Origin of the sequence: Rhodococcus sp. IEGM 1307 (genome assembly GCF_030056915.1) — a bacterium.
Classification (GTDB): domain Bacteria; phylum Actinomycetota; class Actinomycetes; order Mycobacteriales; family Mycobacteriaceae; genus Rhodococcus_F; species Rhodococcus_F opacus_D.
The window spans coordinates 44,349-68,882 of the sequence record NZ_JASHKW010000018.1; the positions used below are offsets into that span (position 1 = coordinate 44,349).

The 24,534-nt window shown below is 68.9% G+C and carries 25 protein-coding genes; 8 read left to right on the forward strand and 17 right to left on the reverse strand.

Annotation, left to right across the window (positions count from 1 at the left end; genetic code table 11):
- Positions 1-33: 33 nt before the first annotated feature.
- From QM841_RS29620 to QM841_RS29635, 4 genes are read right to left on the reverse strand one after another with little or no spacing between them, the layout of a single operon-like run.
- Positions 34-420 carry a universal stress protein gene (locus QM841_RS29620; protein WP_037245669.1) on the reverse strand — a complete coding sequence of 129 codons (387 nt, stop codon included), beginning with the start codon at positions 418-420 and terminating at the stop codon, positions 34-36.
- Entirely contained in the window at positions 417-1,976 is a 1,560-nt protein-coding gene (locus tag QM841_RS29625; RefSeq protein WP_280784628.1) for a tripartite tricarboxylate transporter permease, read from the reverse strand. Before QM841_RS29625 ends, QM841_RS29620 begins: the two co-directional genes overlap by 4 nt.
- Position 1,977: 1 nt before the next feature.
- Positions 1,978-2,517, reverse strand: a complete 540-nt coding sequence (locus QM841_RS29630) for a tripartite tricarboxylate transporter TctB family protein (protein WP_283334760.1) — start codon at positions 2,515-2,517, stop codon at positions 1,978-1,980.
- Positions 2,514-3,503 carry a Bug family tripartite tricarboxylate transporter substrate binding protein gene (locus tag QM841_RS29635; RefSeq protein ID WP_280784626.1) on the reverse strand — a complete coding sequence of 330 codons (990 nt, stop codon included), beginning with the start codon at positions 3,501-3,503 and terminating at the stop codon, positions 2,514-2,516. The genes QM841_RS29630 and QM841_RS29635 overlap by 4 nt, the downstream gene beginning before the upstream one ends.
- Positions 3,504-3,570: 67 nt before the next feature.
- Between QM841_RS29635 and QM841_RS29640 the strand changes: the two genes are divergently transcribed.
- Together QM841_RS29640 and QM841_RS29645 are read left to right on the forward strand one after the other, a co-directional pair.
- On the forward strand, positions 3,571-5,187 hold the full coding sequence (locus QM841_RS29640) for a sensor histidine kinase (RefSeq protein WP_283334761.1): 1,617 nt from the start codon (positions 3,571-3,573) through the stop codon (positions 5,185-5,187).
- 30 nt (positions 5,188-5,217) lie between these two features.
- Positions 5,218-5,892, forward strand: coding sequence for a response regulator (locus tag QM841_RS29645; protein ID WP_025432363.1), 675 nt, complete (start codon positions 5,218-5,220; stop codon positions 5,890-5,892).
- 9 nt (positions 5,893-5,901) lie between these two features.
- On the opposite strand, the gene QM841_RS29650 is transcribed toward QM841_RS29645, so the two are convergent.
- From QM841_RS29650 to mqo, 10 genes are all read right to left on the reverse strand, one after another.
- A complete protein-coding gene (locus tag QM841_RS29650) occupies positions 5,902-6,669 on the reverse strand; it encodes a trypsin-like serine peptidase (RefSeq protein WP_283334762.1) in 768 nt (255 codons plus the stop codon).
- A gap of 60 nt (positions 6,670-6,729) precedes the next feature.
- Positions 6,730-7,101 carry a glyoxalase superfamily protein gene (locus tag QM841_RS29655; RefSeq protein WP_105419330.1) on the reverse strand — a complete coding sequence of 124 codons (372 nt, stop codon included), beginning with the start codon at positions 7,099-7,101 and terminating at the stop codon, positions 6,730-6,732.
- A gap of 56 nt (positions 7,102-7,157) precedes the next feature.
- Positions 7,158-8,591: an MFS transporter gene (locus QM841_RS29660; protein WP_105419418.1), complete on the reverse strand. Its 1,434-nt coding sequence runs from the start codon at positions 8,589-8,591 to the stop codon at positions 7,158-7,160.
- 101 nt (positions 8,592-8,692) lie between these two features.
- Positions 8,693-9,919 (reverse strand): uroporphyrinogen-III C-methyltransferase, encoded by a 1,227-nt coding sequence (gene cobA, locus QM841_RS29665; protein ID WP_283334763.1) that lies wholly within the window; start codon positions 9,917-9,919, stop codon positions 8,693-8,695.
- Between the two features lie 47 nt (positions 9,920-9,966).
- A complete protein-coding gene (locus QM841_RS29670) occupies positions 9,967-10,347 on the reverse strand; it encodes a cobalamin biosynthesis protein (protein WP_283334764.1) in 381 nt (126 codons plus the stop codon).
- A complete protein-coding gene (locus tag QM841_RS29675; protein ID WP_283334765.1) occupies positions 10,340-11,740 on the reverse strand; it encodes a cobyrinic acid a,c-diamide synthase CobB in 1,401 nt (466 codons plus the stop codon). Before QM841_RS29675 ends, QM841_RS29670 begins: the two co-directional genes overlap by 8 nt.
- Entirely contained in the window at positions 11,734-12,348 is a 615-nt protein-coding gene (cobO, locus tag QM841_RS29680; protein ID WP_283334766.1) for a cob(I)yrinic acid a,c-diamide adenosyltransferase, read from the reverse strand. Before cobO ends, QM841_RS29675 begins: the two co-directional genes overlap by 7 nt.
- Before the next feature lie 36 nt (positions 12,349-12,384).
- Positions 12,385-14,298 (reverse strand): magnesium chelatase subunit D family protein, encoded by a 1,914-nt coding sequence (locus QM841_RS29685; RefSeq protein ID WP_283334767.1) that lies wholly within the window; start codon positions 14,296-14,298, stop codon positions 12,385-12,387.
- A gap of 211 nt (positions 14,299-14,509) precedes the next feature.
- Positions 14,510-15,022 carry a GNAT family N-acetyltransferase gene (locus tag QM841_RS29690; protein ID WP_283334768.1) on the reverse strand — a complete coding sequence of 171 codons (513 nt, stop codon included), beginning with the start codon at positions 15,020-15,022 and terminating at the stop codon, positions 14,510-14,512.
- A 64-nt stretch (positions 15,023-15,086) separates the two neighbouring features.
- Positions 15,087-16,631 (reverse strand): malate dehydrogenase (quinone), encoded by a 1,545-nt coding sequence (gene mqo / locus QM841_RS29695; protein ID WP_283334769.1) that lies wholly within the window; start codon positions 16,629-16,631, stop codon positions 15,087-15,089.
- A 121-nt stretch (positions 16,632-16,752) separates the two neighbouring features.
- Between mqo and QM841_RS29700 the strand changes: the two genes are divergently transcribed.
- The 3 genes from QM841_RS29700 to QM841_RS29710 are packed head-to-tail and all read left to right on the forward strand — an operon-like array spanning position 16,753 to position 19,471.
- The gene (locus QM841_RS29700) at positions 16,753-17,763 is read left to right on the forward strand and encodes an alpha/beta hydrolase (RefSeq protein ID WP_283334770.1); all 1,011 of its coding nucleotides are present in this window, start codon (positions 16,753-16,755) and stop codon (positions 17,761-17,763) included.
- Complete coding sequence (gene mtr / locus QM841_RS29705) at positions 17,760-19,145, forward strand: mycothione reductase (RefSeq protein WP_283334771.1); 1,386 nt, start codon at positions 17,760-17,762, stop codon at positions 19,143-19,145. Before QM841_RS29700 ends, mtr begins: the two co-directional genes overlap by 4 nt.
- On the forward strand, positions 19,142-19,471 hold the full coding sequence (locus tag QM841_RS29710) for a YnfA family protein (RefSeq protein ID WP_280784616.1): 330 nt from the start codon (positions 19,142-19,144) through the stop codon (positions 19,469-19,471). The genes mtr and QM841_RS29710 overlap by 4 nt, the downstream gene beginning before the upstream one ends.
- 30 nt (positions 19,472-19,501) lie before the next feature.
- On the opposite strand, the gene QM841_RS29715 is transcribed toward QM841_RS29710, so the two are convergent.
- On the reverse strand, positions 19,502-20,068 hold the full coding sequence (locus QM841_RS29715; RefSeq protein WP_011598449.1) for an alpha/beta fold hydrolase: 567 nt from the start codon (positions 20,066-20,068) through the stop codon (positions 19,502-19,504).
- Positions 20,069-20,171: 103 nt separating this feature from the next.
- Here QM841_RS29715 and QM841_RS29720 point away from each other — a divergent pair, with 103 nt between their 5' ends.
- The 3 genes from QM841_RS29720 to QM841_RS29730 are packed head-to-tail and all read left to right on the forward strand — an operon-like array spanning position 20,172 to position 22,131.
- Positions 20,172-20,534 carry a GntR family transcriptional regulator gene (locus tag QM841_RS29720; RefSeq protein ID WP_005259287.1) on the forward strand — a complete coding sequence of 121 codons (363 nt, stop codon included), beginning with the start codon at positions 20,172-20,174 and terminating at the stop codon, positions 20,532-20,534.
- A complete protein-coding gene (locus QM841_RS29725) occupies positions 20,531-21,436 on the forward strand; it encodes an ABC transporter ATP-binding protein (protein ID WP_283334772.1) in 906 nt (301 codons plus the stop codon). The genes QM841_RS29720 and QM841_RS29725 overlap by 4 nt, the downstream gene beginning before the upstream one ends.
- Complete coding sequence (locus tag QM841_RS29730) at positions 21,433-22,131, forward strand: ABC transporter permease (protein WP_283334773.1); 699 nt, start codon at positions 21,433-21,435, stop codon at positions 22,129-22,131. The genes QM841_RS29725 and QM841_RS29730 overlap by 4 nt, the downstream gene beginning before the upstream one ends.
- Here the strand turns inward: QM841_RS29730 and QM841_RS29735 are convergent.
- Together QM841_RS29735 and map are read right to left on the reverse strand one after the other, a co-directional pair.
- A complete protein-coding gene (locus QM841_RS29735) occupies positions 22,128-23,666 on the reverse strand; it encodes a cobyric acid synthase (protein WP_283334774.1) in 1,539 nt (512 codons plus the stop codon). The genes QM841_RS29730 and QM841_RS29735 overlap by 4 nt on opposite strands.
- Positions 23,663-24,520 (reverse strand): type I methionyl aminopeptidase, encoded by an 858-nt coding sequence (gene map, locus QM841_RS29740; RefSeq protein ID WP_005259297.1) that lies wholly within the window; start codon positions 24,518-24,520, stop codon positions 23,663-23,665. Before map ends, QM841_RS29735 begins: the two co-directional genes overlap by 4 nt.
- Positions 24,521-24,534: the final 14 nt, after the last annotated feature.

The window sequence follows — 24,534 nt, forward strand, 5'->3', positions numbered from 1 at the left end:
ACAGCGGGCGGTTGATAAGTACTCACAGGGACTTTATTCGGGCTTGACGGCCAGGACCGGTTTGCGGCAGGACAGCAGCAGGCGCTGGGCGGTGCTGCCCATCAGGAGCTTCCCGACCGGGGTGCGGTCGCGGATGCCGATCACGAGCAGTTCCGCGCTGGGCGCCGTCATGGCCTCGAGAATCACGTCGACGGTCTCGTCTCCCACGATCTGCCGGACCTCGTGGTCGACCCCGCTCGCGGCCAGCTTGCCTTCGAGTTCCTGGAGGTGCGCGTTGTCGGCGAACGACTGGTCGGCGAGGGAGTCGCCCTTCGAGGTGTTGATCACGAGCAGCGACGTCCCGCGCAGCTGCGCCTCCGCGACACCGTGTTCGAGGGCGGCCCCTCCGAACTGATCGGGGGTGTATCCGACGACGATCATGCGTGTGCCTTCTCTCTGGTGTCGGTGGAGTCGCCACCGGCCGGTCCGTCGGGGAAATCGGGCGACGCGACGGGGTAGTGCGCGCGGACGACCTTGGCGACGAGGGGTGCGATGAGGAGCACTGCGATCACGATATAGACGATGATCGCGACGGGCTCGGTGAACAGGCTGCCCCAGTCACCGCCACCGAGCTGCAGGCTCTGCCGCAGTTGCCGTTCGATGCGCGGTCCGAGGATGACGCCGATGATCAACGGCAGCACCGGCAGCCCGAACCTCCGCATCATCAGACCCATCAGCCCGAACGTCAGCAGCAGCGCGAGGTCGAGCCACTGGAGGTTGACGGCGAACGCGCCCAGCGCGGCGAAGAACAGGATGCCCGCGTAGAGGTAGGGCCGCGGTGTGCGGAGCAGCTTCGCCCACAGCGGTGCGAGCGGAAGATTGAGCACCAGGAGCAGGAAGTTGCCGATGAACAGGCTCGCGATCAGCGTCCAGATCAGCAGCGGTTCCTTCTCGAACAGTGTCGGGCCCGGCTGGATTCCGTACGACACGAAGGCCGTCAGCATGACCGCGGCCGTGGCGTTGGTCGGCAGACCCAGCGACAGCATCGGCACGAGTGTGCCCGCCGCCGACGCGTTGTTGGCCGCCTCCGGCCCGGCGACACCTTCGATGGCACCCTTGCCGAATTCGTCCTTGTGCTTCGACAGTTTCTTCTCGGTGATGTAGGAGAGGAAGGTGGGCAGTTCGGCGCCGCCTGCGGGTAGTGCGCCGAACGGGAACCCGTAGGCGGTACCCCGCAACCACGGTTTCCACGAACGCTTCCAGTCCTTCTTGCCCATCCACGGCCTGCCGACGGGGATGACCTCGGCCGGCTTGCGGCGGAGGTGAGCGGCCACCCAGAGCGCCTCACCGAGTGCGAACACGGCGACCGCGACGACGACGATGTCGATCCCGTCGGACAGCTGCGGGATGCCGAACGTGGCACGCGGCTGGCCGGTGAGGAAGTCGATGCCGACCAATCCGATCGCGAGACCGAGCAGCAGCGAGATGCATCCGCGAAGCTTCGAGGTTCCGAGGACGGCCGTGACGGCCACGAGGGCGAGCAGCATGATCGCGAGGTAGGACGGGGCTCCGAGGGTGACCGCGAAACTCGACACCATGGGCGCGAACAGCACCAGGAGCATCGTGCCGATCGACCCGGCGACGAACGACCCGATCGCGGCGGTCGCCAGGGCCTGCGCGGCCCTGCCGGCTTTCGCCATCTTGTTGCCCTCGATCGCCGTGATCACCGACGACGACTCCCCCGGTGTGTTCAGCAGGATCGACGTCGTCGACCCGCCGTACATGCCGCCGTAGTAGATGCCGGCGAACATGATGAACGCGGCGCTCGGGCTGACGTTGTAGGTGACGGGCAGCAGGAGGGCCACGGTCATGGCCGGTCCGATGCCCGGGAGGACGCCGACCGCCGTGCCGAGGAGGACGCCGATGCACGCGTACAGCAGATTCATGGGGGTGGCTGCTTGCTCGAACCCCTGCAGCAGCCAGTTCAAATTGTCCATGTCAGAGAATTCCGTCCAGAATGCCTGCGGGCAGCGGTATTCCGAGCCCGATGTAGAACGCGTAGAAGCTGCCGAATCCGAGCACGGCCCCGATCGCGATGTTCCGCACCCAGTGCCGGCTGCCCAGAATGGTTGCGGCCCCGGCGAACAGGACGGTGCCGATGATCGCCCAGCCCAGGAAGTCGACGAGCGCGATGGTCACCACGAACAACCCGACGAGCAGTCCCACCGTCTTCCAGTCACCCGGCGAGTCCGGATCGACGTCCTCGCCGCTGTCGGCTTCCCCGGTGGAGCCCCTCAGGATCGCGACGGCCAGCACCACGGCGAAGACCAGCAGTCCACCGCCGATGACGAGCGGGAACAGTCGCGGGCCCACCGGGTCGACCTTCGCGAAACCTTCGCTCAGCGACAGTGCGTCGACGATGAGGAAGACCCCGACCACGGCCATCACCGCGCAGACGATGAACTGTGCGTAGTCCCGCCGCTTCGGCGCCGGGGCCGTGTCCGCGGAGACGGCGGACGGTTCTGCGGGCGCGGTCATGTCAGCCCCAATTCGGCCAGGGTGGACGAGACCCGCTCGTCCTGGTCCCGGAGGAACTGCTCGAACTCCGGTCCCGTCGTGAAGGCGTCACTCCAACCGTTCTTCACCAGGGCCTCCTTCCATTCCGGTGTGTCGTGCAACTTGTGGAGCGCCTCGACCATGTCGGCCTTGGCGCCGTCGGACAGTCCGGGCGGCGCCAAGATTCCCCGCCAGTTGGTGAAGGTCAGGTCCACGCCGGCCTCCGTGAGCGTCGGCGCGTCGATACCCTCGACCCGCTCGTTCCCCGACACCGCGAGGACCCGGACCTGGCCGGCCTCGATCTGGTCGACGTACTCGCCGAGTCCCGACGTGCCTGCGGTGATCTTCTGGCCGAGAAGGGCCGTCAGCAGGTCGCCGCCGCCGTCGTAGGACACGTAGTTCACCGCGTTCGGGTCCACTCCCACCGCGCGCGCCGTCTCCATCGGAAACAGGTGGTCCGGGCCGCCGGGCGAGGAACCGCCGCCGATGGTGATCGACGCCGGGTCGGCGCGCCATGCGGCCACGAAGTCGTCGATGGTCTGCAGTGGCGAATCCGCGGGCACGAGGATGCCCTCCTGCTCCTCGACCACCTTGGCCAGCGCGGTGGCCTCGGAGACGCGTGCGGTGGATCCGTTGGTGTAGCCGGCGCCGACGACACCCAGGCCCATCATCATCATGAGGTCGTCGTTGCCGGCCTCGTTCATCAGCCTGGCCATTGCGACCGTTCCACCTGCGCCGATCACGTTGAAGACCTCGACGCGGCCGGTGATGCCCTCGTCTTCCATGATCTTCACCGCGGTCCGCGCCGTGAGGTCGTAGCCGCCGCCCGGACTGTTCGGAACCATCATCCGCACTCTGTGCAGGCCCTCGTCCTCGCCGCGGGTGACCCCGCAGCCGGCCACGAGGAGGCCTACGAGCGCGAGCAGGAGCAGCGCGCGTACCCTGCTCCCGCTACCTGTTCTCGACATCGTTCCTCATTTCGCCATGAATGTGATCTTCCGCAATACTGAACCTCAGGGGTGATGTACGTCACCTATGCGAACGAAACGGAACTTAAGTTCATTGTGGTCACCACTTCATCCCCGCGTGCGTAGCCTCGCGGGCCAGGTCCTGCTCCTCCAGCTCGTCGTCGTCGGCGTCGTGCTGCTCGCGGTTGCCGCCGTGTCGGTCCACCAGTCGACCGTCGAGTTCCGCGACCTCCAGGGGCAGCGCATGATCGCGGTGGCCGAGAACGTGGCGTCGACGCCGGTGGTGCGCGACCAGCTGTCGGACCGCTCGGTCGAGCGCGTGCTGGCGCCGGAGGTCGATCGCGCCGTCAACCTGTCGGGCGCCACACTCGCCGAGATCGTCGCGCCGAACGGGGCGGTGACCGTGTCGTCCGATCCGACGCGGCTCGGGGTGCCCGCGGAACTCGGCGCCAGCGATGTGATGACCGGGCGGGCCTGGTCGGGCGACGTGGACGTCGACGGACGCCGCGCCATCGTCGGACACGTCCCGATCCTGTCCGCCACCGGGGACGTCCTCGCGGTCGTGACCGTCAGCGACGACTACCCGTCCCTCTGGGACCTGCTCAGCAGCGCGGGGGCGCGCCTGCTGTTGTATCTCGGAATCGGCGCCGGTCTCGGGCTTCTCGGCTCGTGGCTGCTGTCCCGCCGGATCAAGACCCACACCCGTGGACTCGAAATCGCCGAGATCGCAAGCCTTGCCGACCATCGCGAGGCCCTCTTGCACAGCATCCGCGAGGGTGTGGTCGCGGTGAACCCCGACGGGGTGATCACCGTGCTCAACGACAGCGCCCAGGAACTGCTCGACCTCACCGACGACGCCGTCGGCCGGCACGTCGACGACGTCGCGCTCGACCCCGCCGTCCGGCAGTACCTCCTCAACGGGGAGGACGGCCGCGACGTGGTGTTGTCGACGTCGTCGCGCATGCTCGCGCTGAGCCGGCGCGCGGCCACCAGCCAGGGGCACAAGATCGGCACCGTCACCACGATGCGCGACAGCACCGAACTGGCATCCATGCAGAGCCAGCTGTCCTCGCACAAGAGTGTCACAGACACCCTGCGGGCGCAGACGCACGAGTTCGCCAACCAGCTGCACACGATCTCGGGTCTGACGCAGCTCGGCGATTACGACGCCGTCACCGACTTCGTCGGCACCCTCACCCGCCGCCGAGCGGAGATCAGTGATGCTGTCACGCAACGCATCTCGGATCCGGCTGTCGCCGCGCTGCTGATCGCGAAGACGTCGCTCGCCGCCGAGACCGGGGTGTCGCTGACATTGGAACCCGACTCGCACCTACACGCCCTCGACCCCGAACTCGCCACCGACGTGATCACCGTCCTCGGCAACCTCATCGACAATGCCGTCGACGTGTCCGAGGGCGGCCGGGACGCGCGGATCTCGATCCGGATCACCGACGACGACGGCATCCTTATCGAGGTCGCCGATTCCGGCCCCGGAGTTCCCGAGACGATGCGGGAGGAGATCTTCTCGCGCGGTGTCACCTCGAAGCCGGGCACCCCCGGTGGCCGCGGAATCGGGCTCGCCCTGGTCCGTCTCGTCAGCTCCCAGCACGGCGGGTCCGCGGCCGTCTCGGACGCACCCGGCACCGGCGGTGCCTTGTTCACCGTCCACGTGCCGCGTAGCTAGACTCTCCGATCATGACGGGACGGCGTGGCGATGTATGAGGTCCTGGTCGTCGACGACGACTTCATGGTCGCGGAGATCCACCGCCGATTCGTCGACAAGACACCGGGGTTCACCACCGTCGGGGTGGCGCGGACCGCCGCCGAGGCCCTCGAATCGGTGCGGACCGCACACCCCGACCTCGTGCTCCTCGACGTGTACCTGCCGGACATGTCCGGCCTCGACGTCCTGCAACGACTGCGTGCGGAGGGCAACGCCGTCGGCGTCATCATGATCACCGCCGCCAGGGAGATCGACACCGTCAGCCGCGCACTGCACGGCGGCGCCTCCGATTATCTGGTCAAACCGTTCGACTACACGCAGCTGCAGGAGAAACTCGAGAACTTCCGCCGCCGTGCCCGGGCCCTCGAATCACAGTCCGGCGCAGACCAATCCCTGATCGACTCCCTGTTCGGCGGCAAGGGCAAGAATCCGGAACCGAGCCGGCTCCCGAAGGGGCTCAGCGCCGAAACCGGGCGCCTGGTGCTCGACATCCTGCGGTCGAAGGGCGAGCTGTCGTCGACCGAATGCGCCGAACTCGCCGGACTGTCCCGGGTCAGTGTGCGCCGTTACCTCGAGCACTACCTGTCCGAGGGACTGCTGGAGGTCCGGCTCGAATACGGGGGCGCCGGCAGGCCCGTCCGCCGGTACCGGCCTGCCCCGCGCTGACCCGGTTCGTCAGGATCGGGTGCAGGCGCCGGCGAGGGCGAACGGTGTCGAGTCGCCGGCATCACGGCGCTCCGCGCGGTCCACCAGGGCGAGCGTTCCGGAACCGAACGTCGGCGAGTAGGACACCGAGTCGGTGCACCCGCCGTGGTCGAGGCCTCCGACGAGGGCGACGACCCGCGAACCCACGACCCACGGGCCTCCACTCGTTCCCTCGCCGAGACCGTCGCAGACCACCGTCGGATAGCTGTCCGTCGACGTGGTCGCGGCGGTGCACGACACCGGACCGTCCCCGAGGGTCGGATAGCCGGTCACCGCCACGGTGGTCGCGGGTTCCGGCGCGGACGCCAACTCGAATCCCCCACCGACCACCGATTCGACGGCCGCCGGCACGGTGGTTCCGCTCGGGGCCACCCGGAGCACGGCGTAGTCGTGCTCCGGGTCCTGCGACTCCAGCCATGCGGGGTCGACGTAGATCTGGGACACCGTCCACAGTCCGAACGGGGCCACGCCGCGGTCGAATCCGGGTGCGAACGACAGCGCGCCGCCGGACCCCGCGATGCAGTGCGCGGCGGTGAGGACGAGGTCGCCGTCCGCGCTGTCCAGAACCGATCCGGTGCAGACGTGGATGGGCGTGCCGGCCAGGAACAGCGGACCGACGCGAGGATCCGGTGCGTCGGATGCAGGCGCGGCGGCGGCCGATCCCCCGGCTACGCAGGCAGCGAGGAGCAGCCCCACCGCGGCTGCCCCCGTGACGGACGTGCAGGAGGGCGTGACCACAGGACAATCATGCCCCGCTCGTCGCGCGAGGGCAGGCCGATTTCCGCTACCCGCCGCGCGTCAGCTGCGCGGCGGAAGCTGCTGCAGCGCCCACTCGTTGCCGTCGGGGTCGGCAAAGTACACGAAGCGCCCCCACGCCAGGTCCTGTACGTCGCTGACGGGAACGCCGCGGGCGGACAGCTCGGCGTGGGCGGCGTCGGCGTCGTCGATGACGATCTGCAACCCGTGCACCGAGCCGGGCGGCGTGTCGACCAGGCCCTCGCCGACAGCGATCGAGCACGCCGACCCGGGCGGCGTGAGCTGGACGAACCGGACGTTCTCGTTCACGCGGTGGTCGTGGTCGACGACGAAGCCGACCTGGTCGGCGTAGAACGCCTTGGCCCGGTCCACGTCGGACACCGGCAGAATGATCAGCTCGATTTTGTAGTCCATGACCGGATGCTATAGACGGACTCCGACAACCGGGCCGAAACCGGACCGGACCGCGTTCACGCCTGCTGCGCGGCCTTCTCGGCGGCCTGCGCCTGCGCGACCTGTTGCGGGGTGAAGCGGATGAACAGCGCGGCCAGTCCCGCGATGAGGGCGCAGCCGGCACTGCCGACGAGGGCGAACGTGTACCCGTTGCCGAGCGCCTCGAGTTGCGTCGGATTCATGTCGGCGACCTTGCCGGAGATGCCGCCGAGGGACAGCGTGCGTGAGGTGGCCATCGCCCCGATGACGGCGAGGGCGAGGGGTCCGCCGAGGGTCTGCGCCACCTGGGCGATGGCGGCGAGCGGACCGATCTCCGTCTCCGACACACCGGCGATGGCGCACAGCGGGAGCGGGACGACGGCGAGTCCGACACCGAATCCGATACCGATGACCGGCACGAACAGGTTGCCGAGGTAGGTGGCGGAACTGTCGAGAGTCGAGCCGTACAGCAGCCCGACCACCATGATCGCGGCGCCGGCGACCACGAGCCACCGGGGCTGGATCCGCACGGCGAGCTTGGACGCCACCGCGGCCGCGCCGCCGAGGCCGAACGCGAACGGGATGAACGCGAGGCCGGCCTCGAGGGGGCTGTAGCCGAGGATGTCCTGGACGAACAACGCGACGAACGCGGCGACCGTGAACATCACGGCACCGGCGAAGAAGATCGCGACGAGCGTCGCCACCCGGTTCTTGTCGCGGAAGAGGGAGAACGGCAGCAGCGGGTTGTCTGCGGTCCGTTCGACGTACAGGAATGCGCAGAACAGCAGCAGACCGGCGACGAGCGCACCGATCACGTACGGGCTCCCCCACCCGAGTTCCGGACCCTCGGTGAGCGCGAACACGACGCCCGTCGCCGCGACCGTGGCGAGGACCGCCCCGGGAACGTCGAGGGCCAGGCGCTCGCCCGCGGTCTCCTTCAATGCGACGAACGCGCACCCCACGATGACGACGCCGATGGGCACGTTGATGAGGAAGATCAGTCGCCACGACACCTCGGTGAGGGCGCCGCCGATGATCAGGCCGGCGATCGACCCGATGCCCGTCATGGCCGCGAAGATCGCGATGGCCTGGTTACGCGCAGGTCCGGCCGCGAACGTGGTCGCGACCAGAGCCAGCGCCGTCGGGGACGCCACCGCGGCGCCGACACCCTGAAGGAACCGGGCGGCGATCAGCATGAACTCGCCCACCGCGAGACCGCACAGCAGCGAGGCGACGGTGAACAGGGCGACACCGCCGACGAACATCTTCTTCCGGCCGAACGCGTCGCCGAGCCGTCCGCCGAGGAGCATGAGGCCACCGAACGCCAGCGCGTACGACGTCAACACCCAGTTGCGGCCGCTGTCGCTGAGACCGAGATCGGCCTGCAGCGGCGCGAGCGCCAGGTTGGCGACGGTGCCGTCGAGGACCACCATCATCTGCAGCCCGCTGAGCACGATGATTGCAAGCCCCATCACGCGGGTGGCAGCGGGCGGATTCACCGTGGCTCTCGCCGCAGACTTGTTCGACGCCGACGCGCCTTCGGGTACTCGGGATTCAGACACGAGGGTTCACGTTACCCAGCGTCCACAGAAAACCCGGCCACCGGCCCGATGACCACGATGGCAGGCGGCCGGATCTGCTCTTCCTTCACCCGGGCGGCGACGGTCTGGAGATCGGTCCGCACCGTGCGCTGCGTGCGCAGCGTGCCCTCCTGGATGACCGTGACCGGGGTGTCCACCGGACGCCCACCCTCCATGAGGACCGTCGCGAACGCCTCGATGCGCTCGACGGCCATCAGCAACACGATCGTGCCCTTCAACCGGGCGAGTGCCGACCAGTCGACGAGGGAATCCGGGTGGTCGGGGGCGACGTGACCGCTGACGACGACGAACTCGTGGGTGACGCCTCGATGAGTGACCGGGATGCCGGCGGCCGACGGCACCGAGATGGCACTGGTGATGCCGGGGACGACCGTGACGGGAACACCCGCCGCGGCGCACGCCTCGAGTTCCTCGTAGCCGCGGCCGAACACGTACGGGTCGCCGCCCTTGAGCCGCACCACGAACTTGCCTGCCTTGGCTCCGTCGATGAGGGCGGCGTTGATCGCCTCCTGCGCCATCGCACGGCCGTAGGGGATCTTCGCGGCGTCGATGACCTCGACGTCGGAGCCCAGTTCGGCGAGCAGTTCCGGCGGGGCGAGGCGGTCGGCGACCACGATGTCGGCGCGGGCGAGCAGTCGCCGGCCGCGGACGGTGATGAGGTCGGGGTCGCCCGGGCCGCCGCCCACCAGTGCGACACCGGCCGCCGGGTGGTCGGCGGTGTCGGCGACCGCACCGGATTGCAGGCCCTCGACGAGGGCGGTGCGCACTGCGGCGGAACGGCGGTGGTCGCCGCCCGCCAGCACGCCGATGCTCATCCCGTCGTAGCTTGCGCTCGCGGGTGTGACGGCGGTGCCGTAGCGGGCGTTGTCGGCTCGGACGCAGAAGACACGATTCCGCTCGGCCTCGGCGACGATCGCCGCGTTGGTGTCCGGTTCATCTGTGCACGCGATGGCGTACCAGGCGTCGGCGAGGTCGCCGTCCCGGTATTCGCGAAGGTCCAGTGTGATCTGTCCCGCGGTGGCCATTCCCTCGACCGCCGGCGTGACCGCACGGCTGATCAGGTGCACCCGCGCACCCGATGCGATCAGGAGCCCGAGCCTGCGCTGTGCCACTGTTCCGCCACCGACCACGACCACACGACGATCGGCCAAATTGAGTCCGACCAGGTAGTTGGTCTCGTCTCCGGTGGCAGCAGTCACGCGCTCTCCCCGTTTCTCCTGAAAATCGTGCATGTCTCGTCTCGAACCTACGAAACTTTACGGGCTGCGGCGACGACGACGCCATTCGCGGACCACTTGGTCACGATCAAGGGCCCGCCCCCCGCGCCGAGCACCGCCGCCGCTTCTGCGACGCTCGGCGATCCCGTCGCCGAGTGCACGCGGTCCGACGGGTTCGCCACCTCGACGGCGGCCAGTTCCCCGGAGGCGAATCCGCGGACGGGGACACCCATCGCCGCTGCCGCATCCCGGACAGCCGGCTCCGCGGCCTTGCGGTCGAGGGTGCACAGGCAGTCCAGTGTCGCGTCCGGACCCGGGTTCGCGGACGTCAGCACGTGTCGGACGGCGGCGAGGATGTCGGTGCTGCTCGCTGCCGCGCGGAACCCGACGCCGACGCAGACGTCACCCATGCGCGGCGAAGGTGCGGGCCGCGGCCACGAAACGGGTGATCGCCTCCGGGTGACCCGCAGGGTGCGTGTGCAGGTACGAGGCGTGCACGCCGCCGCGGACGAAACCCTCGCGCGCAGGGGCGCCGTCCCAGGGCCGCCAGCCCCAGGCCGGCGCGAAGCCGTCCGCCTCGGCCGCGGCGAGCGACGTGCGATGGAACTCGTGGCCGACCACCCGCTCACCCGCCGCGAAGAGTGCAGAGTCCGTCACCGCCACCGCCTCGCGGTACCCGAGCGTGAGACGAGACCCGAACGAGGCGTCGACCCCGACCACGGAGGCCATCGCGTGCCCGTCGAGACTGCGGGCGAGGTAGAGCAGACCGGCGCACTCCGCATGGATCGGCGCCCCCGCCGTGGCGAGTTCGCGGATCTGCGTCAGGAGCGCGGAGTTTTCCGCGAGCGCGACGGCGTGTTCCTCGGGGAAGCCACCGGGCAGCACCACACCGCTCGTGCCGGGCGGCAACGCGTCGTGCAGGGGGTCGAACGTGAGCACGTCCGCACCGGCGGCGCCCAGGAGTTCGCGGTGTTCGGCGTACCCGAACGTGAACGCCCGGCCCCCGGCGATCGCCACGACCGGGCTCGGGCCGGGGAGAATCGGCCCGACCTCGGCGGCGGGGTCCCACACCGGCCCGTCTACCGCCGACGACGCGAGCGCGCGGATGGCAGGCAGATCGAGGTGGCGGGCGGCCAATCGGGTCATCGCGTCGACGGCGGCCACCGCGTCAGCCCCGTGCTCCGCCGCCGGGATCAGCCCGAGATGTCGGGACGGGACCTCCAGTTCGGCCATCCGCGGCACGGCACCGAGCACGGGGAGCCCGACGCGCTCGCATGCCTGTCGCAGCACCTGTTCGTGCCGCGGGCTTCCCACCCGGTTGAGAATCACACCGCCGATGCGGACCCCGGTGTCGTAGGTGGAGAAGCCGTGCAGGACCGCGGCCAGGCTCTGGCTGTGCCCGCGGGCGTCGACCACGAGCACGACCGGGGCGCCGAGCAGTGCCGCCACCTGGGCCGTCGATCCCTCGGCCGACGGTTCCTGCGACGCGGCGTCGATCTTGCCGTCGAACAGGCCCATGACGCCCTCGACGACCGCGAGGTCGCATCCCGAACTGCCGTGCCGGTACAGCGGGGCGATCCGCTGCGCGCCCACCATGACCGGGTCGAGATTGCGTCCCGGACGTCCGGCCGCGAGCCCGTGATATCCGGGGTCGATGTAGTCGGGGCCGACCTTGAACGGTGCCACCGTGCAGCCCGACTCACGGAGCGCTCCCACCAAACCGGTTGCGACAGTGGTTTTTCCGCTGCCCGATGCGGGAGCAGCGATGACCACCGCCGGCGCCGCGGGGAGCGTGGTCACCACTCGATGCCCCGCTGGCCCTTCCGGCCGGCGTCCATCGGGTGCTTGATCTTGGTCATCTCCGTCACCAGATCCGCGGCGTCGATCAGTGCCTGCGGGGCGTCGCGGCCCGTGATCACCACGTGCTGGTTGCCGGGCCGGTTCTGCAGGACCTCGACCACCTCGTCGACGTCCACCCACCCCCACTTCAGGGGATAGGTGAACTCGTCCAGCACGTAGAACCGGTGTTCCTCGGCCCCCAGCCGGCGGGCGATCTCGCGCCATCCCTCGGCGGCCGCGGCGGCGTGGTCTTCCTCGCTGCCGTGCTTGCGCGTCCACGACCAGCCCTCGCCCATCTTGTGCCACTGCACCGACCCACCGACACCGGTGTCCTCGTGCAGCTGACCGAGGGCGCGGAAGGCTGCCTCCTCCCCCACCTTCCACTTGGCGCTCTTGACGAACTGGAACACCCCGACGTCGAATCCCTGATTCCAGGCACGCAGCGCCATGCCGAATGCCGCCGTCGACTTCCCCTTGCCCCGTCCGGTGTGGACCGCGAGCACGGGAGCGTTGCGTCGTTGACGTGTGGTGAGGCCGTCGTTCGGAACGTTCTCGGGAACACCCTTGGGCATGTGTCTTCTCTCTCCCCTACCGAAGCCGCGTCCGGATCACGCCGCGGCGCGGACGACGCCCGCGACCTGCTGCGCGGACAATTCACCGAGGCGCACGTAGCCGCCCCGCAGCCGGCGGGCCAGCTCCGCGGCCAGCCCGAGCCGGACCACGCCGGTCTCGCAGTCGACGACCACCGACGCGACCGAACTGTCGGCGAGCAGTCCCGCGGCCACCGTGGCCCGGTGCAGTGCGTCCTTGCCGCCCGTCGCCCGCCCGTCGGTCAGTGCGACGACGAGGGCGCGGCGCTGCGGATCGCGGAGACGTTCCCGCAGCACGACCTCACGCGCGCGCAGGAATCCTTCTGCCAGCGGGGACTTGCCGCCCGTCTTCATTCCGCGCAGGCGGCGGACGGCGATGTCCACCGAAGACGTGGGCGGCAGAACCAGTTCCGCGGCTCGCCCACGAACCGTGATCACCGCGACCTTGTCGCGGCGCTGGTAGGCGTCGCGCAGCAGTGAGACGACGGCACCGGTCACGGCGGACAATCGGTCACGGGCCGCCATCGACCCGGACGCGTCCACGACGAACACCACGAGGTTGCCCTCGCGACCCTCGCGAATCGCCCCGCGCAGATCGGCGGAGTCCAGGATCATCCGGCCGGCGCTCCGGCCGCGGGCGACCTGCCGCTCAGCGGCGGCGAAGAGCGTGCCCACCAGGTGGAGTCCGTGCCCCTGTTCGGCGGTGGAGCGCACCGCGCGACCGCGGGACGAGCGCGAACGGGAACGCCGGCCCGGCGCGCCCTCGCCGACTCCGGGTACCTCGAGGAGCTTGGTGGTGAACTGGGTGCCGGTCGGTCCCGCCGGGCGTTCCGGGGGTGCCGGAGCGCCACCTCCGGGCCCGTCGGGATCGTCGGGCCCCTCGGGGTCGGTGTCCCCGCCGTCCGGTCCGGGCGGGGTGCCGGGCGGAGTTCCCGGCTCCTGCTCCGGCGGTTCCTCGGCACCGGACCTGGCGTCCTCGTCGGCCTGACGGAGAGCGTCGTCGAGCTGCTGTTCATCGAGGCCGGGTTCGTCGAACGGATCCCGGCGACGGCGGTGCGGCAAGGTCAGCTCGGCGGCGACCCGCACGTCCTCCGCCGTGACGACGCCGGCGCCCCGCCATGCGGCGTGCGCGGTCGCGGTCCGGGCGAGGACGAGATCGGCGCGCATGCCGTCCACGTCGAACGACGCACAGAGAGAAGAGATTCGGCGCAACTCGACGTCGTCGAGCTCGACGTCGTCGAGCCGGTCGCGGGCCTCGAGGATGGCGGCCGCCAGGGCGGCGTCCTGCTCGGCGTAGCGCTCGGCGAACCGTGCCGGGTCACGCTCGAAGTCGAGGCGCCGCCGGACCACCTCCATGCGCACGTCCACCTCCCGCGACGCGGCGACGTCGACGGCCAGCCCGAACCGGTCGAGGAGCTGCGGCCGGAGCTCGCCCTCCTCCGGGTTCATCGTGCCGACCAGCACGAATCGGGCGGCGTGCGAGTGCGAGATGCCGTCACGCTCGATGTGAACGCGGCCCATCGCCGCCGCGTCGAGGAGCACGTCGACCAGATGGTCGTGCAGAAGATTGACCTCGTCGACGTACAGGACACCCTGATGGGCGGCCGACAGCAGCCCGGGTTGGAAAGCGCGCTCACCGTCGCGCAGGACCTTCTCGAGATCGAGGGAACCGACGACGCGGTCCTCCGTGGCTCCGACCGGCAGTTCGATCAGTCGCGCCGGGCGCGTCCCGTTCTCGTCGTGCACCGCGGGCAGCAGTGCGGTGAGAGCACGGACCACCGTCGACTTGGCCGTCCCCTTCTCACCGCGGACGAGAACACCGCCGATACCGGGGTGGACCGCGCAGAGGATGAGGGCGAGGCGCAACCGGTCCTGACCGACCACCGCACTGAACGGGAATCCCCACGAAAAGTCGGGTCGAACTTGGTCCACTTCACGATCCGTACGCACGCTGCATCCCTTCACGTCCCGGTTTCCTCGCCGAGAGCTTTGGCCGGTACGAACGCCGCGGCAATCTGGCTGGGAGACCGGATCGGCAACCAGGGTGGTGGCAGCCGGTCAGAGATCCGTCACAGTGGCGGGACCGCGCCTGATTCGAACAGGACTTCCCCGCGGACATTCACCTGACGACCCTAGTCGGCGCTCACTGCGCGGCGCTCGACGGGGCCGCCTCCGCCGCCTCGTACGCAGCGCCGTAAGCGGCACCGCCGCCGCGACGCATGGGGACGTGCGGGATGCCGTCCTCGACGAACTCTTCGCCGTCCGGCTTGAAACCGTGCTTGGCGTACATGTCCACCAGATACGTCTGCGCGTTGATGCGGCACGGCGCGTCGCCGACCTCGGCGAGCGCGGCGCGCAGCAGACGCGTCGTGTGCCCCTGCCCGCGCGCCGGCCGCGACGTGCACAGCCGACCGATGCGGAACGACGTGGTGCCGTCGGCGTGCTCCTCGAGGAGGCGGAGAGTGCAGACCACCTGACCGTCCTGCTCCAGCCAGAAGTGGCGGGTCTCGGCCAGCAGATCACGGCCGTCGAGTTCCGGGTACGGGCACGCCTGCTCGACGACGAAGACCTCTACGCGAAGCTTGAGCAACTCGTAGAGCGTCTTGTTGTCGAGATCGAGTGCCCACGAACGCTTGAGTGCTGCAGTTGCCGTCATGACAGGCAACTATCGCACAGCACCGGCAAGTGTGCGCGCCCGCGAACCCGGGCCGGTCGGTGCGTCAGACCGCGACCGACGCGTCCTCCACCTTGCTGGTGTCGAGCTGGAGCACCTTCGACGTCCAGTCCCACACCTGCGAGAACAGCGCGGTGTCGTCGGAGAGCTTCACGCCCAGCGACGGCACCATTTCCTGGAGCTTCGGCTTCCACGACTCGTACTGGGCCGGGAAGCAGCGCTGCAGCACGTCGAGCATGGCGGGCACCGCGGTCGACGCACCCGGCGACGCGCCGAGCAGGCCCGCGATGGTGCCGTCAGCGGCGTTGACGACGGCGGTGCCGAACTCGAGAACGCCGCCCTTGCCCTTGGCTCGACGGATGACCTGGACGCGCTGGCCCGCGGTGATCAGTTCCCAGTCCTTGCCGAGCGCCTTCGGGACGAACTCCCGCAGGGTCTCGATCCGGCCGGCCTCGGACATCGCGAGCTCACTGATCAGGTACTTGACGAGACCGAGTTCGCTGACGCCGACACCGAGCATCGAGAGCAGGTTGTTCGGCTTGACCGAGCTGGGCAGGTCGGTGACGCGGCCCTGCTTGAGGAACTTGGGCGACCAGCCGGCGTACGGCCCGAACAGCAGTCCGGGCTTGTTGCCGATCACGCGGGTGTCGAGGTGCGGAACCGACATGGGCGGCGCGCCGACGGCGGCCTTGCCGTAGACCTTGGCGCGGTGCTGGTCGATGAGCTCCGGGTTGGTGCAGCGCAGGAACGCGCCGCTGACGGGGAACCCGCCGAAGCCCTTGGCCTCCTCGATGCCGGACTTCTGCAGCAGGTGCAGCGCACCGCCACCGGCGCCGACGAACACGAACTTGGCGCGCACGACCTTCTTCACACCGTTGCGGCGGTTGGTGACCTTGACCACCCAGCTGCCGTCGGACTGCTTGGTGAGGTCGGTGACCTCGTGCCCGAAGTGGACGACGCCGCCGGATGCGCCGACGTAACCGAGGAGCTGCTTGGTCAGGGCGCCGAAGTCGACGTCGGTTCCGTCCTGGGTCCAGTTGAGTGCGACGGGATCGCTGAAGTCGCGGCCCTTCGCCATCAACGGCAGGCGACGGGTGAACTCGTCGGGTGCGTCGATGTACTCCATGCCCGCGAACAGGGGGTGACCGGCGAGGGCGTCGTAGCGGGCCCGCAGGTACTTCGCGTTGGCCTCGCCGTGCACGAAGCTCACGTGCGGGATGGGGTTGATGAACTCCTTGGGGTGCGTGAGCACACCGCTCTCGACACCGTGCGCCCAGAACTGCCGCGACACCTGGAACTGCTCGTTCACGTTGACGGCCTTCGTGATGTCCACGGTGCCGTCGGCGTTCTGCGGGGTGTAATTGAGCTCACACAGCGCGGAGTGGCCGGTGCCCGCGTTGTTCCACGGGTCGCTGCTCTCGGCGGCTACTGCGTCGAGCCGCTCGAATGTGGTGATCGACCAATCGGGCTGCACCTGACGCAGGATCGCTCCCAGCGTCGCGCTCATGATGCCCGCGCCAACCAGCACTACATCCGTTTTCGTCTCTACCGCATTCTGATCTGACACTGGAGTATCGACTTCCTTGTCCATAGCCGTACGCGCATACGCCTGCCGTGTTCGCCGGATAGGTTACCCGCGCGTATGAGCGAGAATCACCTGCCCCAATTGTGCGCCTCCCCGCGCCCCCGAATCGCACATTAGATTGTGATCTGTGACTACATGGGCTCCCGACGTTCTCGGCGACGGATATCAGCAGCTGACCATTCCTCTCGGCACCGACCCGGACGGCGAGGGCGAGGTGAAGGCGACGCTGATCCGCTACCAGCCCGCGCAGGAGACGAAGAAGACCGGCCGCGCCGTGCTCTACGTTCACGGATTCACCGACTACTTCTTCCAGAAGCACTTGGCCGAGCACTTCGCCGAACAGGGTTACGCGTTCTTCGCGCTCGACCTGCGCAAGTGCGGCCGCTCGCTCGAACCCGGCCAGACGCCGCACTTCGTCTCCGATCTGACGCTGTACGACGCCGAGCTGAACGAGGCGTTGCGCCAGGTCCGGGAACAGACCGGTGACGGGGAGGTCCTGCTGGTCGCGCATTCGACGGGCGGTCTGGTTCTGCCGCTGTGGCTGCACCGCCTGCAGCGCAAGCCGGGCGGCACCGCGGCACTCGGCATCAGCGGGGTCATCCTCAACAGCCCGTGGTTCGACCTGCAGGGTCCGTCGTATCTGCGAAACGTGGGGACGGTGGCCGTCGATGCGCTCGGGCGCGTCAAACGCAAGTCGATCATCCCGAAGACCGGGCTCGACACGTACGGCGTGAGCCTGCACGTGGAGGGCAACGGTATCTGGAACTACAACCTCGACTGGAAGCCGCTGAGCGGTTTCCCGGTGACGTTCGGGTGGTTGCGTGCGGTGCGCCGTGGGCACGCCCAGTTGCACCGCGGTCTCGACATCGGGGTTCCGGCCCTGATCCTCCGGTCCAAGGCGTCGTACTTCGCGCCGCGGTACGACCCCAGGGTGGACACGGCCGACGCCGTCCTCGACGTCCGGCAGATCGCCCGCTGGGCGGGTTGCCTCGGTGACCGCACCACGATCGTGCCCATCGCGGGCGCCCGGCACGACGTGTTCCTGTCCGCCGACAAGCCCCGGGCGGAGGCGTTCGCCGAAGTGGACCTGTGGCTCGACTGGTTGCACGGCCACAACGCGGCGGAGGCCAACCGATGACACATTTCGATCTGGCGATCATCGGTTCGGGGTCCGGAAACTCGCTGCCCGACGAACGCTTCGCCGACAAGACGGTCGCGATCCTGGAGGAGGGCATCTTCGGCGGGACGTGCCTGAACGTGGGTTGCATCCCGACGAAGATGTTCGTCTACGCCGCGGAGGTGGCCCGCACGGTCGGCAATTCCGCGAAGTACGGCGTCGACGCGGAGCTCGAGGGGGTGCGCTGGCCGGACATCGTCAAACGGGTCTTCGGCCGCATCGACCCGATCTCGGCAGGCGGGGAGCGCTACCGCGCCGAGGACAGCCCGAACACCACGCTGTTCCGCGGGCACGCGACGTTCGTGGGCCCACGGACCCTCGACACCGGAACCGGGGAGGTCGTCACCGCCGACCAGGTGGTGATCGCGGCCGGGTCCCGGCCGATCATTCCCGACGTGGTCCGGGAATCCGGTGTGCGGTACTACACGAACGACGACATCATGCGGTTGCCGGAGCTGCCCGAGCGCATGGTGATCATCGGTGCGGGATACATCGCCGCCGAGTTCGCGCACGTGTTCTCCGCGCTCGGCACCCGGGTGTCGCTGATCGCGCGCAGCTCCCACCTGCTGCGGCACCTCGACGAGGACGTTTCGCGCCGGTTCACGGATCTCGCCCAGAAGAAATGGGACGTGCACCGCGGCAGCGCCGTCGCGGCCGTGCGCCGCGACGGTGACGGCGTCGCGGTCGAACTCGAGGACGGCACCGTCGTCTCGGGTGACGTTCTCCTGGTGGCGACCGGGCGGCAGTCGAACGGCGACGCCATCGGGGCCGCCGCCGGTGGCATCGACCTCGACGACGAGGGACGCGTCGTGGTCGACGACTACCAACGGACCAGTGCCGAAGGCGTTTTCGCGCTCGGTGACGTCTCCTCGCCGTACCAGCTCAAGCACGTCGCCAACCACGAGGCGCGAGTGGTTCAGCACAATCTCCTGCAGGACGCGTGGAAGGACACGTCGGGTCTGCGCGCCGCGGACCACCGGTTCGTACCCGCCGCCGTGTTCACCGACCCGCAGATCGCGCACGTCGGGCTGACCGAGGCCGAGGCCCGGGAGGCGGGCTGGGACATCACGGTGAAGGTGCAGGCGTACGGCGACGTCGCCTACGGGTGGGCGATGGAGGACGACGAGGGGCTGTGCAAGGTCATCGCCGAACGCGGCACCGGGCGTCTGCTCGGTGCGCACGTGATCGGCGCCCAGGCACCCACGGTGATCCAGCCGCTGATCCAGGCGATGAGCTTCGGGCTGACGGCGCAGCAGATGGCGCGGGGACAGTACTGGATCCACCCGGCGCTGCCCGAGGTCGTCGAGAACGCTCTCCTCGGCCTCGAGCTGCCGCCCGAGTGACGGTCGCCAAGTCCGTCGCGCTGTTCGCCGTCGCGGCGCTGTTCGAGATCGGCGGCGCGTGGCTGGTGTGGCAGGGCGTCCGCGCGCACCGGGGCTGGATCTGGATCGGCGCCGGTGTGGCGGCGCTCGGTGCGTACGGGTTCGTCGCGACGATGCAGCCGGACGCCCACTTCGGCCGCATCCTCGCCGCGTACGGCGGGGTGTTCGTCGCGGGCTCGCTGATCTGGGGCATGGTGGCGGACGGTTTCCGCCCGGACCGCTGGGACGTCTCGGGCGCCCTGATCTGCCTGCTGGGCATGGCCGTCATCATGTACGCCCCACGCTGAACACGGTCGCGCTCGGCGTGGGGCCGGGATCTACCAGGGGCTGGTACGGAGGACGATCTCGGTGGCCAGCTCCGCCGCCGCCGCGGCCGGGACGTTGGTGACGTCGTCGAGTTGTACGACGCGGAAGTCGGAGTAGACGAAGCGGCCGCTCGCGTCCGCCTCGGCACGCCGGTCGGGGCTGCCGACCATCACGGTCGTGGGGAGTTCGACCGGCGGGCAGTCGGATCCGCGCACCGCACCGGCGGAGTCGGGTGCCGCCGGATGCCCCCGGTCGGCCACCACGAGGCTGGCGAAGCGTCCGAACTGGCGAGCCGCCAGCGACCACGCCAGTTCGGCTCCTTCGCGGCTGCCGACGAGGTTGACCCACCCGACCTTCAGTTCGTCGAGCAGAGCCATGATCGTCGTCTCGTCGAGACCGGTGATGTCCTCGGGCACGATCGTGCGCAGATCGGAATTGTGCAGGCGCTCGCAGACGCCGTCGTAGACATCCGGTCCGTCGCCGGCCCCCGGCAGTAGGAGAACGGTGTGTTTGCTCTCCGGTCCGTCGATGCGGACCGTGCAGGTTCCATTTCCCACCGCCACGTGCGTCAGTTCCATGGGCTAAAAACTACGCGATCGGGGACGTCTTGCGCTCGGACCTCCCTGGTTCTATGGTTCATTACATGAGTAATGAACCGATCAACCGACGAGGCGGGCGTCGATGATCGACAACGGCAGACCGCTGTTCCAGCAGATCGCAGAACTCATCGAGAACTCGATCATCGACGGAACCCTTCCCGAAGAAGGCCAGGTGCCGTCCACCAACGAGCTCGCCGCGTTCCACCGGATCAACCCGGCGACCGCAGCCAAGGGGCTGAATCAGCTCGTCGCCGACGGGATCCTCTACAAGAAGAGGGGAATCGGAATGTTCGTCACCTCCGGCGCCCGGAACGCGCTGCGCTTCCGGCGACGCGAGCGGTTCGCGCGCCAGTTCATCGACCCGCTCGTCACCGAGGCGGACAAACTCGGCGTCAGCATCGCCGAACTCAAGACCATGCTCGACCAACGGGAGGGAGCACGATGATCGGCACAGCATTCGACACGAAGACGGTCGCCTCGGCGCGGGGCCTCGGCAAGCGATTCGGCGACTTCGTCGCACTCGACGGGATCGACTTCTCCCTGCAGGAGAACAAGATCTACGGCCTCCTCGGCCGCAACGGCGCCGGCAAGACCACGCTCATGCAGATCCTCGCCGGCCAGGAGTTCCAGACTTCGGGCACGGTCGAGATCTTCGGTCAGGCTCCGCACGAGAACTCCCGGGCACTCACCGAGGTGTGCTTCGTCAAGGAGAGCCAGAAATACCCGGACGACTTCAAGGTCGGGCACGTCCTCGCGACCGCACGGCACCTGCTCCCCCACTGGAACGAGGAGTTCGCACAGACACTGCTGGAGGATTTCGACCTTCCGTTGTGCCGCAAGGTGAAGAAGCTGTCGCGGGGCATGACGTCCGCGCTCGGCGTGACGGTCGGTCTCGCCTCCCGCGCACCGCTCACCCTGTTCGACGAGCCGTATCTCGGGCTCGACGCGGTGGCACGGCACCTCTTCTACGACCGGCTTCTCGCCGACTACGCCGAACACCCGCGCACGGTCGTGCTCTCCACACACCTCATCGACGAGGTCAGCGACCTGATCGAACACGTGATCCTGATCGACAAGGGACGGATCATCCTCGACGAGGACACCGACGCGCTGCGCGAAGGCGCCGTCGTCGTCTCCGGCCTGGCTTCGCTCGTCGCCGACTTCACCTCGAACAAGACTGTCCTGCACCGTGAATCGCTGGGTAATCACGAACGGGCAACCGTGCAGACCACCCTGTCGGATTCCGAACGGGACCGGGCGGTCGACGAAGGCCTGCATTTCGAGCCGCTCAGCCTTCAGCAACTCGTGGTCCGCAGCACCACGGCCACCAAGGAGGACGCACGATGACGAACCGGGTCCTGACCGTCTCCCGCATCCACACCGTCGCCTGGCCCCTGCTCGTCGCGTGGCCACTGGGCGTGCTGGTCGCGTCGTTCACGATCGGTGCGGCCATCTTCGCGATGGTGGGCGACACCGGCAGCGACACCAACTTCACCGGCGGCGTCTTCTCGCTGTTCGGGTTCGCTCTCGCGTTCTACCTGCAGGCCATGACACAGACGTTCCCGTTCGCACTGGGGATGAGCGTCACCCGACGCGACTATTTCGCGGCCACCCTGATCGTCGCCGCCGTCCAGGTCTTCGTGTTCGGGGTAATGCTCTACGGACTGTCGCTGATCGAGGAGGCCACCGGCGGCTGGGGTGTGGGGATGCGGATGTTCGCGATACCCAACTACTTCACGTCCGACCCGGTCATACAACTGGCCGCCTACTTCGCCTTCCTGTCACTGACCGCGGCGGCCGGAATGTTCCTGGGCGCACTGCATCACCGGTGGCGGGTGGTGGGGCTCTTCACGCTCGGCGTCGGCACTCTCCTCGCCGCAGGCGCCGCCGCGTTCGTGATCACGTGGCAGAAGTGGTGGCCGGACATCGGCCACTGGTTCGCCGCCGCGCCCCGGTCGGTGCCGATGGTGTGGCTGCCGGCACTGGCCGCGGCCGCGGGGATCATCGCGGCGTGGGCGCTCGTCCGCCGCGCGACGGCCTAACGCACCAGGGTCGACGCGATGGCCGGAAGGCCTTCCGGGGCACCTGCGCCGAGGAGGTCCTCCAGGGCACGGAGATCGAGGTTCTGCTCCACCAGATCCGCCAGCAGATCGAGTTGAGCGGTCCGGATCGCGGCGACATCCGTGTCGGGTGCGGTGACGAAACCGGTTCTCCCCGCGTGATCGGCCACGTCGTCCAGCAGGAGCCGGCGGAAACGGTCGGTCTCCAGCAGTCCGTGCCAGTGCGTGCCGTACACGGCGCCGCGGATACTGCCTTCCGCGGCGCCGCTGCTCGCGTGGAGCAGGGGCTCGTCGCCGTTGCGCCGCACCCGGCCGTGATGGATCTCATACCCGGACACCGGAACTCCGTGGGCGTTGCCGCGCACCTGCGCGAGCACCTTGTCCGGGGCGAACTCCACCTCGAGGTCGAGCAGTCCGAGACCGGGCACCGCACCCCGGCCGGATTCGACGTCGTCGACGATCACGGACCCGAGCATCTGGTAGCCGCCACACACGCCGAGCACCGGACCGCCGCGTTTCGCGTGCGCGGCGATCGCATCCGCGATGCCGTTGCGGCGCAACCACTCCAGATCCGACACGGTCGACTTGCTGCCGGGCAGGACGATCAGGTCGGCGTCCTCCAGCCGCGACGGATCGGTGACCCAGCGCACCGACACCCCGGGTTCGCACGCGAGCGCCTCGACGTCCGTCGAATTGGAGATGCGGGGCAGGCGGATCGCGGCCACCCGCAGCCAGTCGTCGCCGATCGGTGGCGCCGGACGTCCGACCGGGGCGTCCCCCACCACACCGAGCGAATCCTCCGCGTCGAGCCACAGGTCCTCGGCGAAGGGAATCACCCCGAGCGTCGGGCGTCCCGTCACGGCCGTCAACTGCTCGAGGCCCGGCCCCAGCAACGACACGTCGCCGCGGAACTTGTTGATCACGAATCCCGCGATCAACGCCTGGTCGTCCGGTTCGAGGACCGCCACGGTGCCGAACAGGTGGGCGAGCACTCCACCGCGGTCGATGTCGCCGACGACGATCACCGGCAGGCCCGCGGCCCGGGCGAGCCCCATGTTGGCGAGGTCGGTGGCTCGCAGGTTGATCTCGGCGGGTGAGCCCGCTCCCTCACAGATCACGACGTCGTAGTCGGCGCGCAGCGACGCCAGTTCCTCGGCGACCACCGCACGCAGGTGCTGCCGGTGCTCGATGTAGTCGCGGGCTCCGACGGACGTGACCGCGCGGCCGCGCACCACCAATTGCGACGTGCGGTCGCTCCCCGGTTTCAGCAGTACGGGGTTGAAGCGGACACTCGGCTCGAGTCCGCAGGCCGCGGCCTGCAGCGCCTGCGCCCGGCCGATCTCGCCGCCGTCCAGCGTGACGACGGAGTTGTTCGACATGTTCTGCGCCTTGAACGGCGCCACCCGGACACCTCGCCGCGCGAGCATCCGGCACAGTCCCGCGACGAGCACACTCTTGCCCGCGTCGGACGTGGTGCCGGCGACGAGCAGGGCGCCCTTCCACCGGCTCTCACTCAAGGCAGGGTGAGGATCTCGTTGCCGGTCTCGGTGACCACGATGGTGTGCTCGAACTGAGCCGTCCACTTGCGATCCTTGGTGACGACGGTCCAGTCGTCGTCCCAGATCTCCCAGCCGATGTCGCCGAGGTTGATCATCGGTTCGATCGTGAACACCATGCCGGGTTCGATGACCGTGTCCACGGAGGGCTCGTCGTAGTGGAGGATGACGAGGCCGTTGTGGAAGGTGGTGCCGATGCCGTGTCCGGTGAAGTCGCGGACCACGCCGTAGCCGAAGCGGTGCGCGTACGACTCGATGACGCGGCCGATGACGTTGAGCGCACGGCCGGGCTTGACGGCTTTGATGGCGCGCATCGTCGCCTCGTGGGTCCGCTCCACCAGCAACCGGTTCTCCTCGGCGACGTCCCCGGCGAGGAACGTGGCGTTGGTGTCCCCGTGCACGCCGCCGATGTACGCGGTGACGTCGATGTTGACGATGTCGCCGTCCTGGATCACCGTCGAGTCGGGGATGCCGTGGCAGATCACCTCGTTCAGCGACGTGCAGCACGACTTGGGGAAACTCTTGTATCCGAGCGTCGACGGGTAGGCGCCGTGATCGATCATGTACTCGTGCGCGATGCGGTCGAGCTCGTCGGTGGTGACACCCGGCGCCACCGCCTTACCGGCCTCCTGCAGGGCCTGCGCCGCGATCTTGCTCGCCACCCGCATGGCCTCGATGGTCTCCGGGGTCTGCACCCACGGCTCGTTGCCTTCCTTCGCCGTGGGCTTCCACGCATACTCGGGACGCTCGATCCCCGCCGGTACGGCGAGGACGGGCGACACGGTTCCGGGGCTCAGTGCTGTGCGGACAGACATGGGTACCAGGTTAG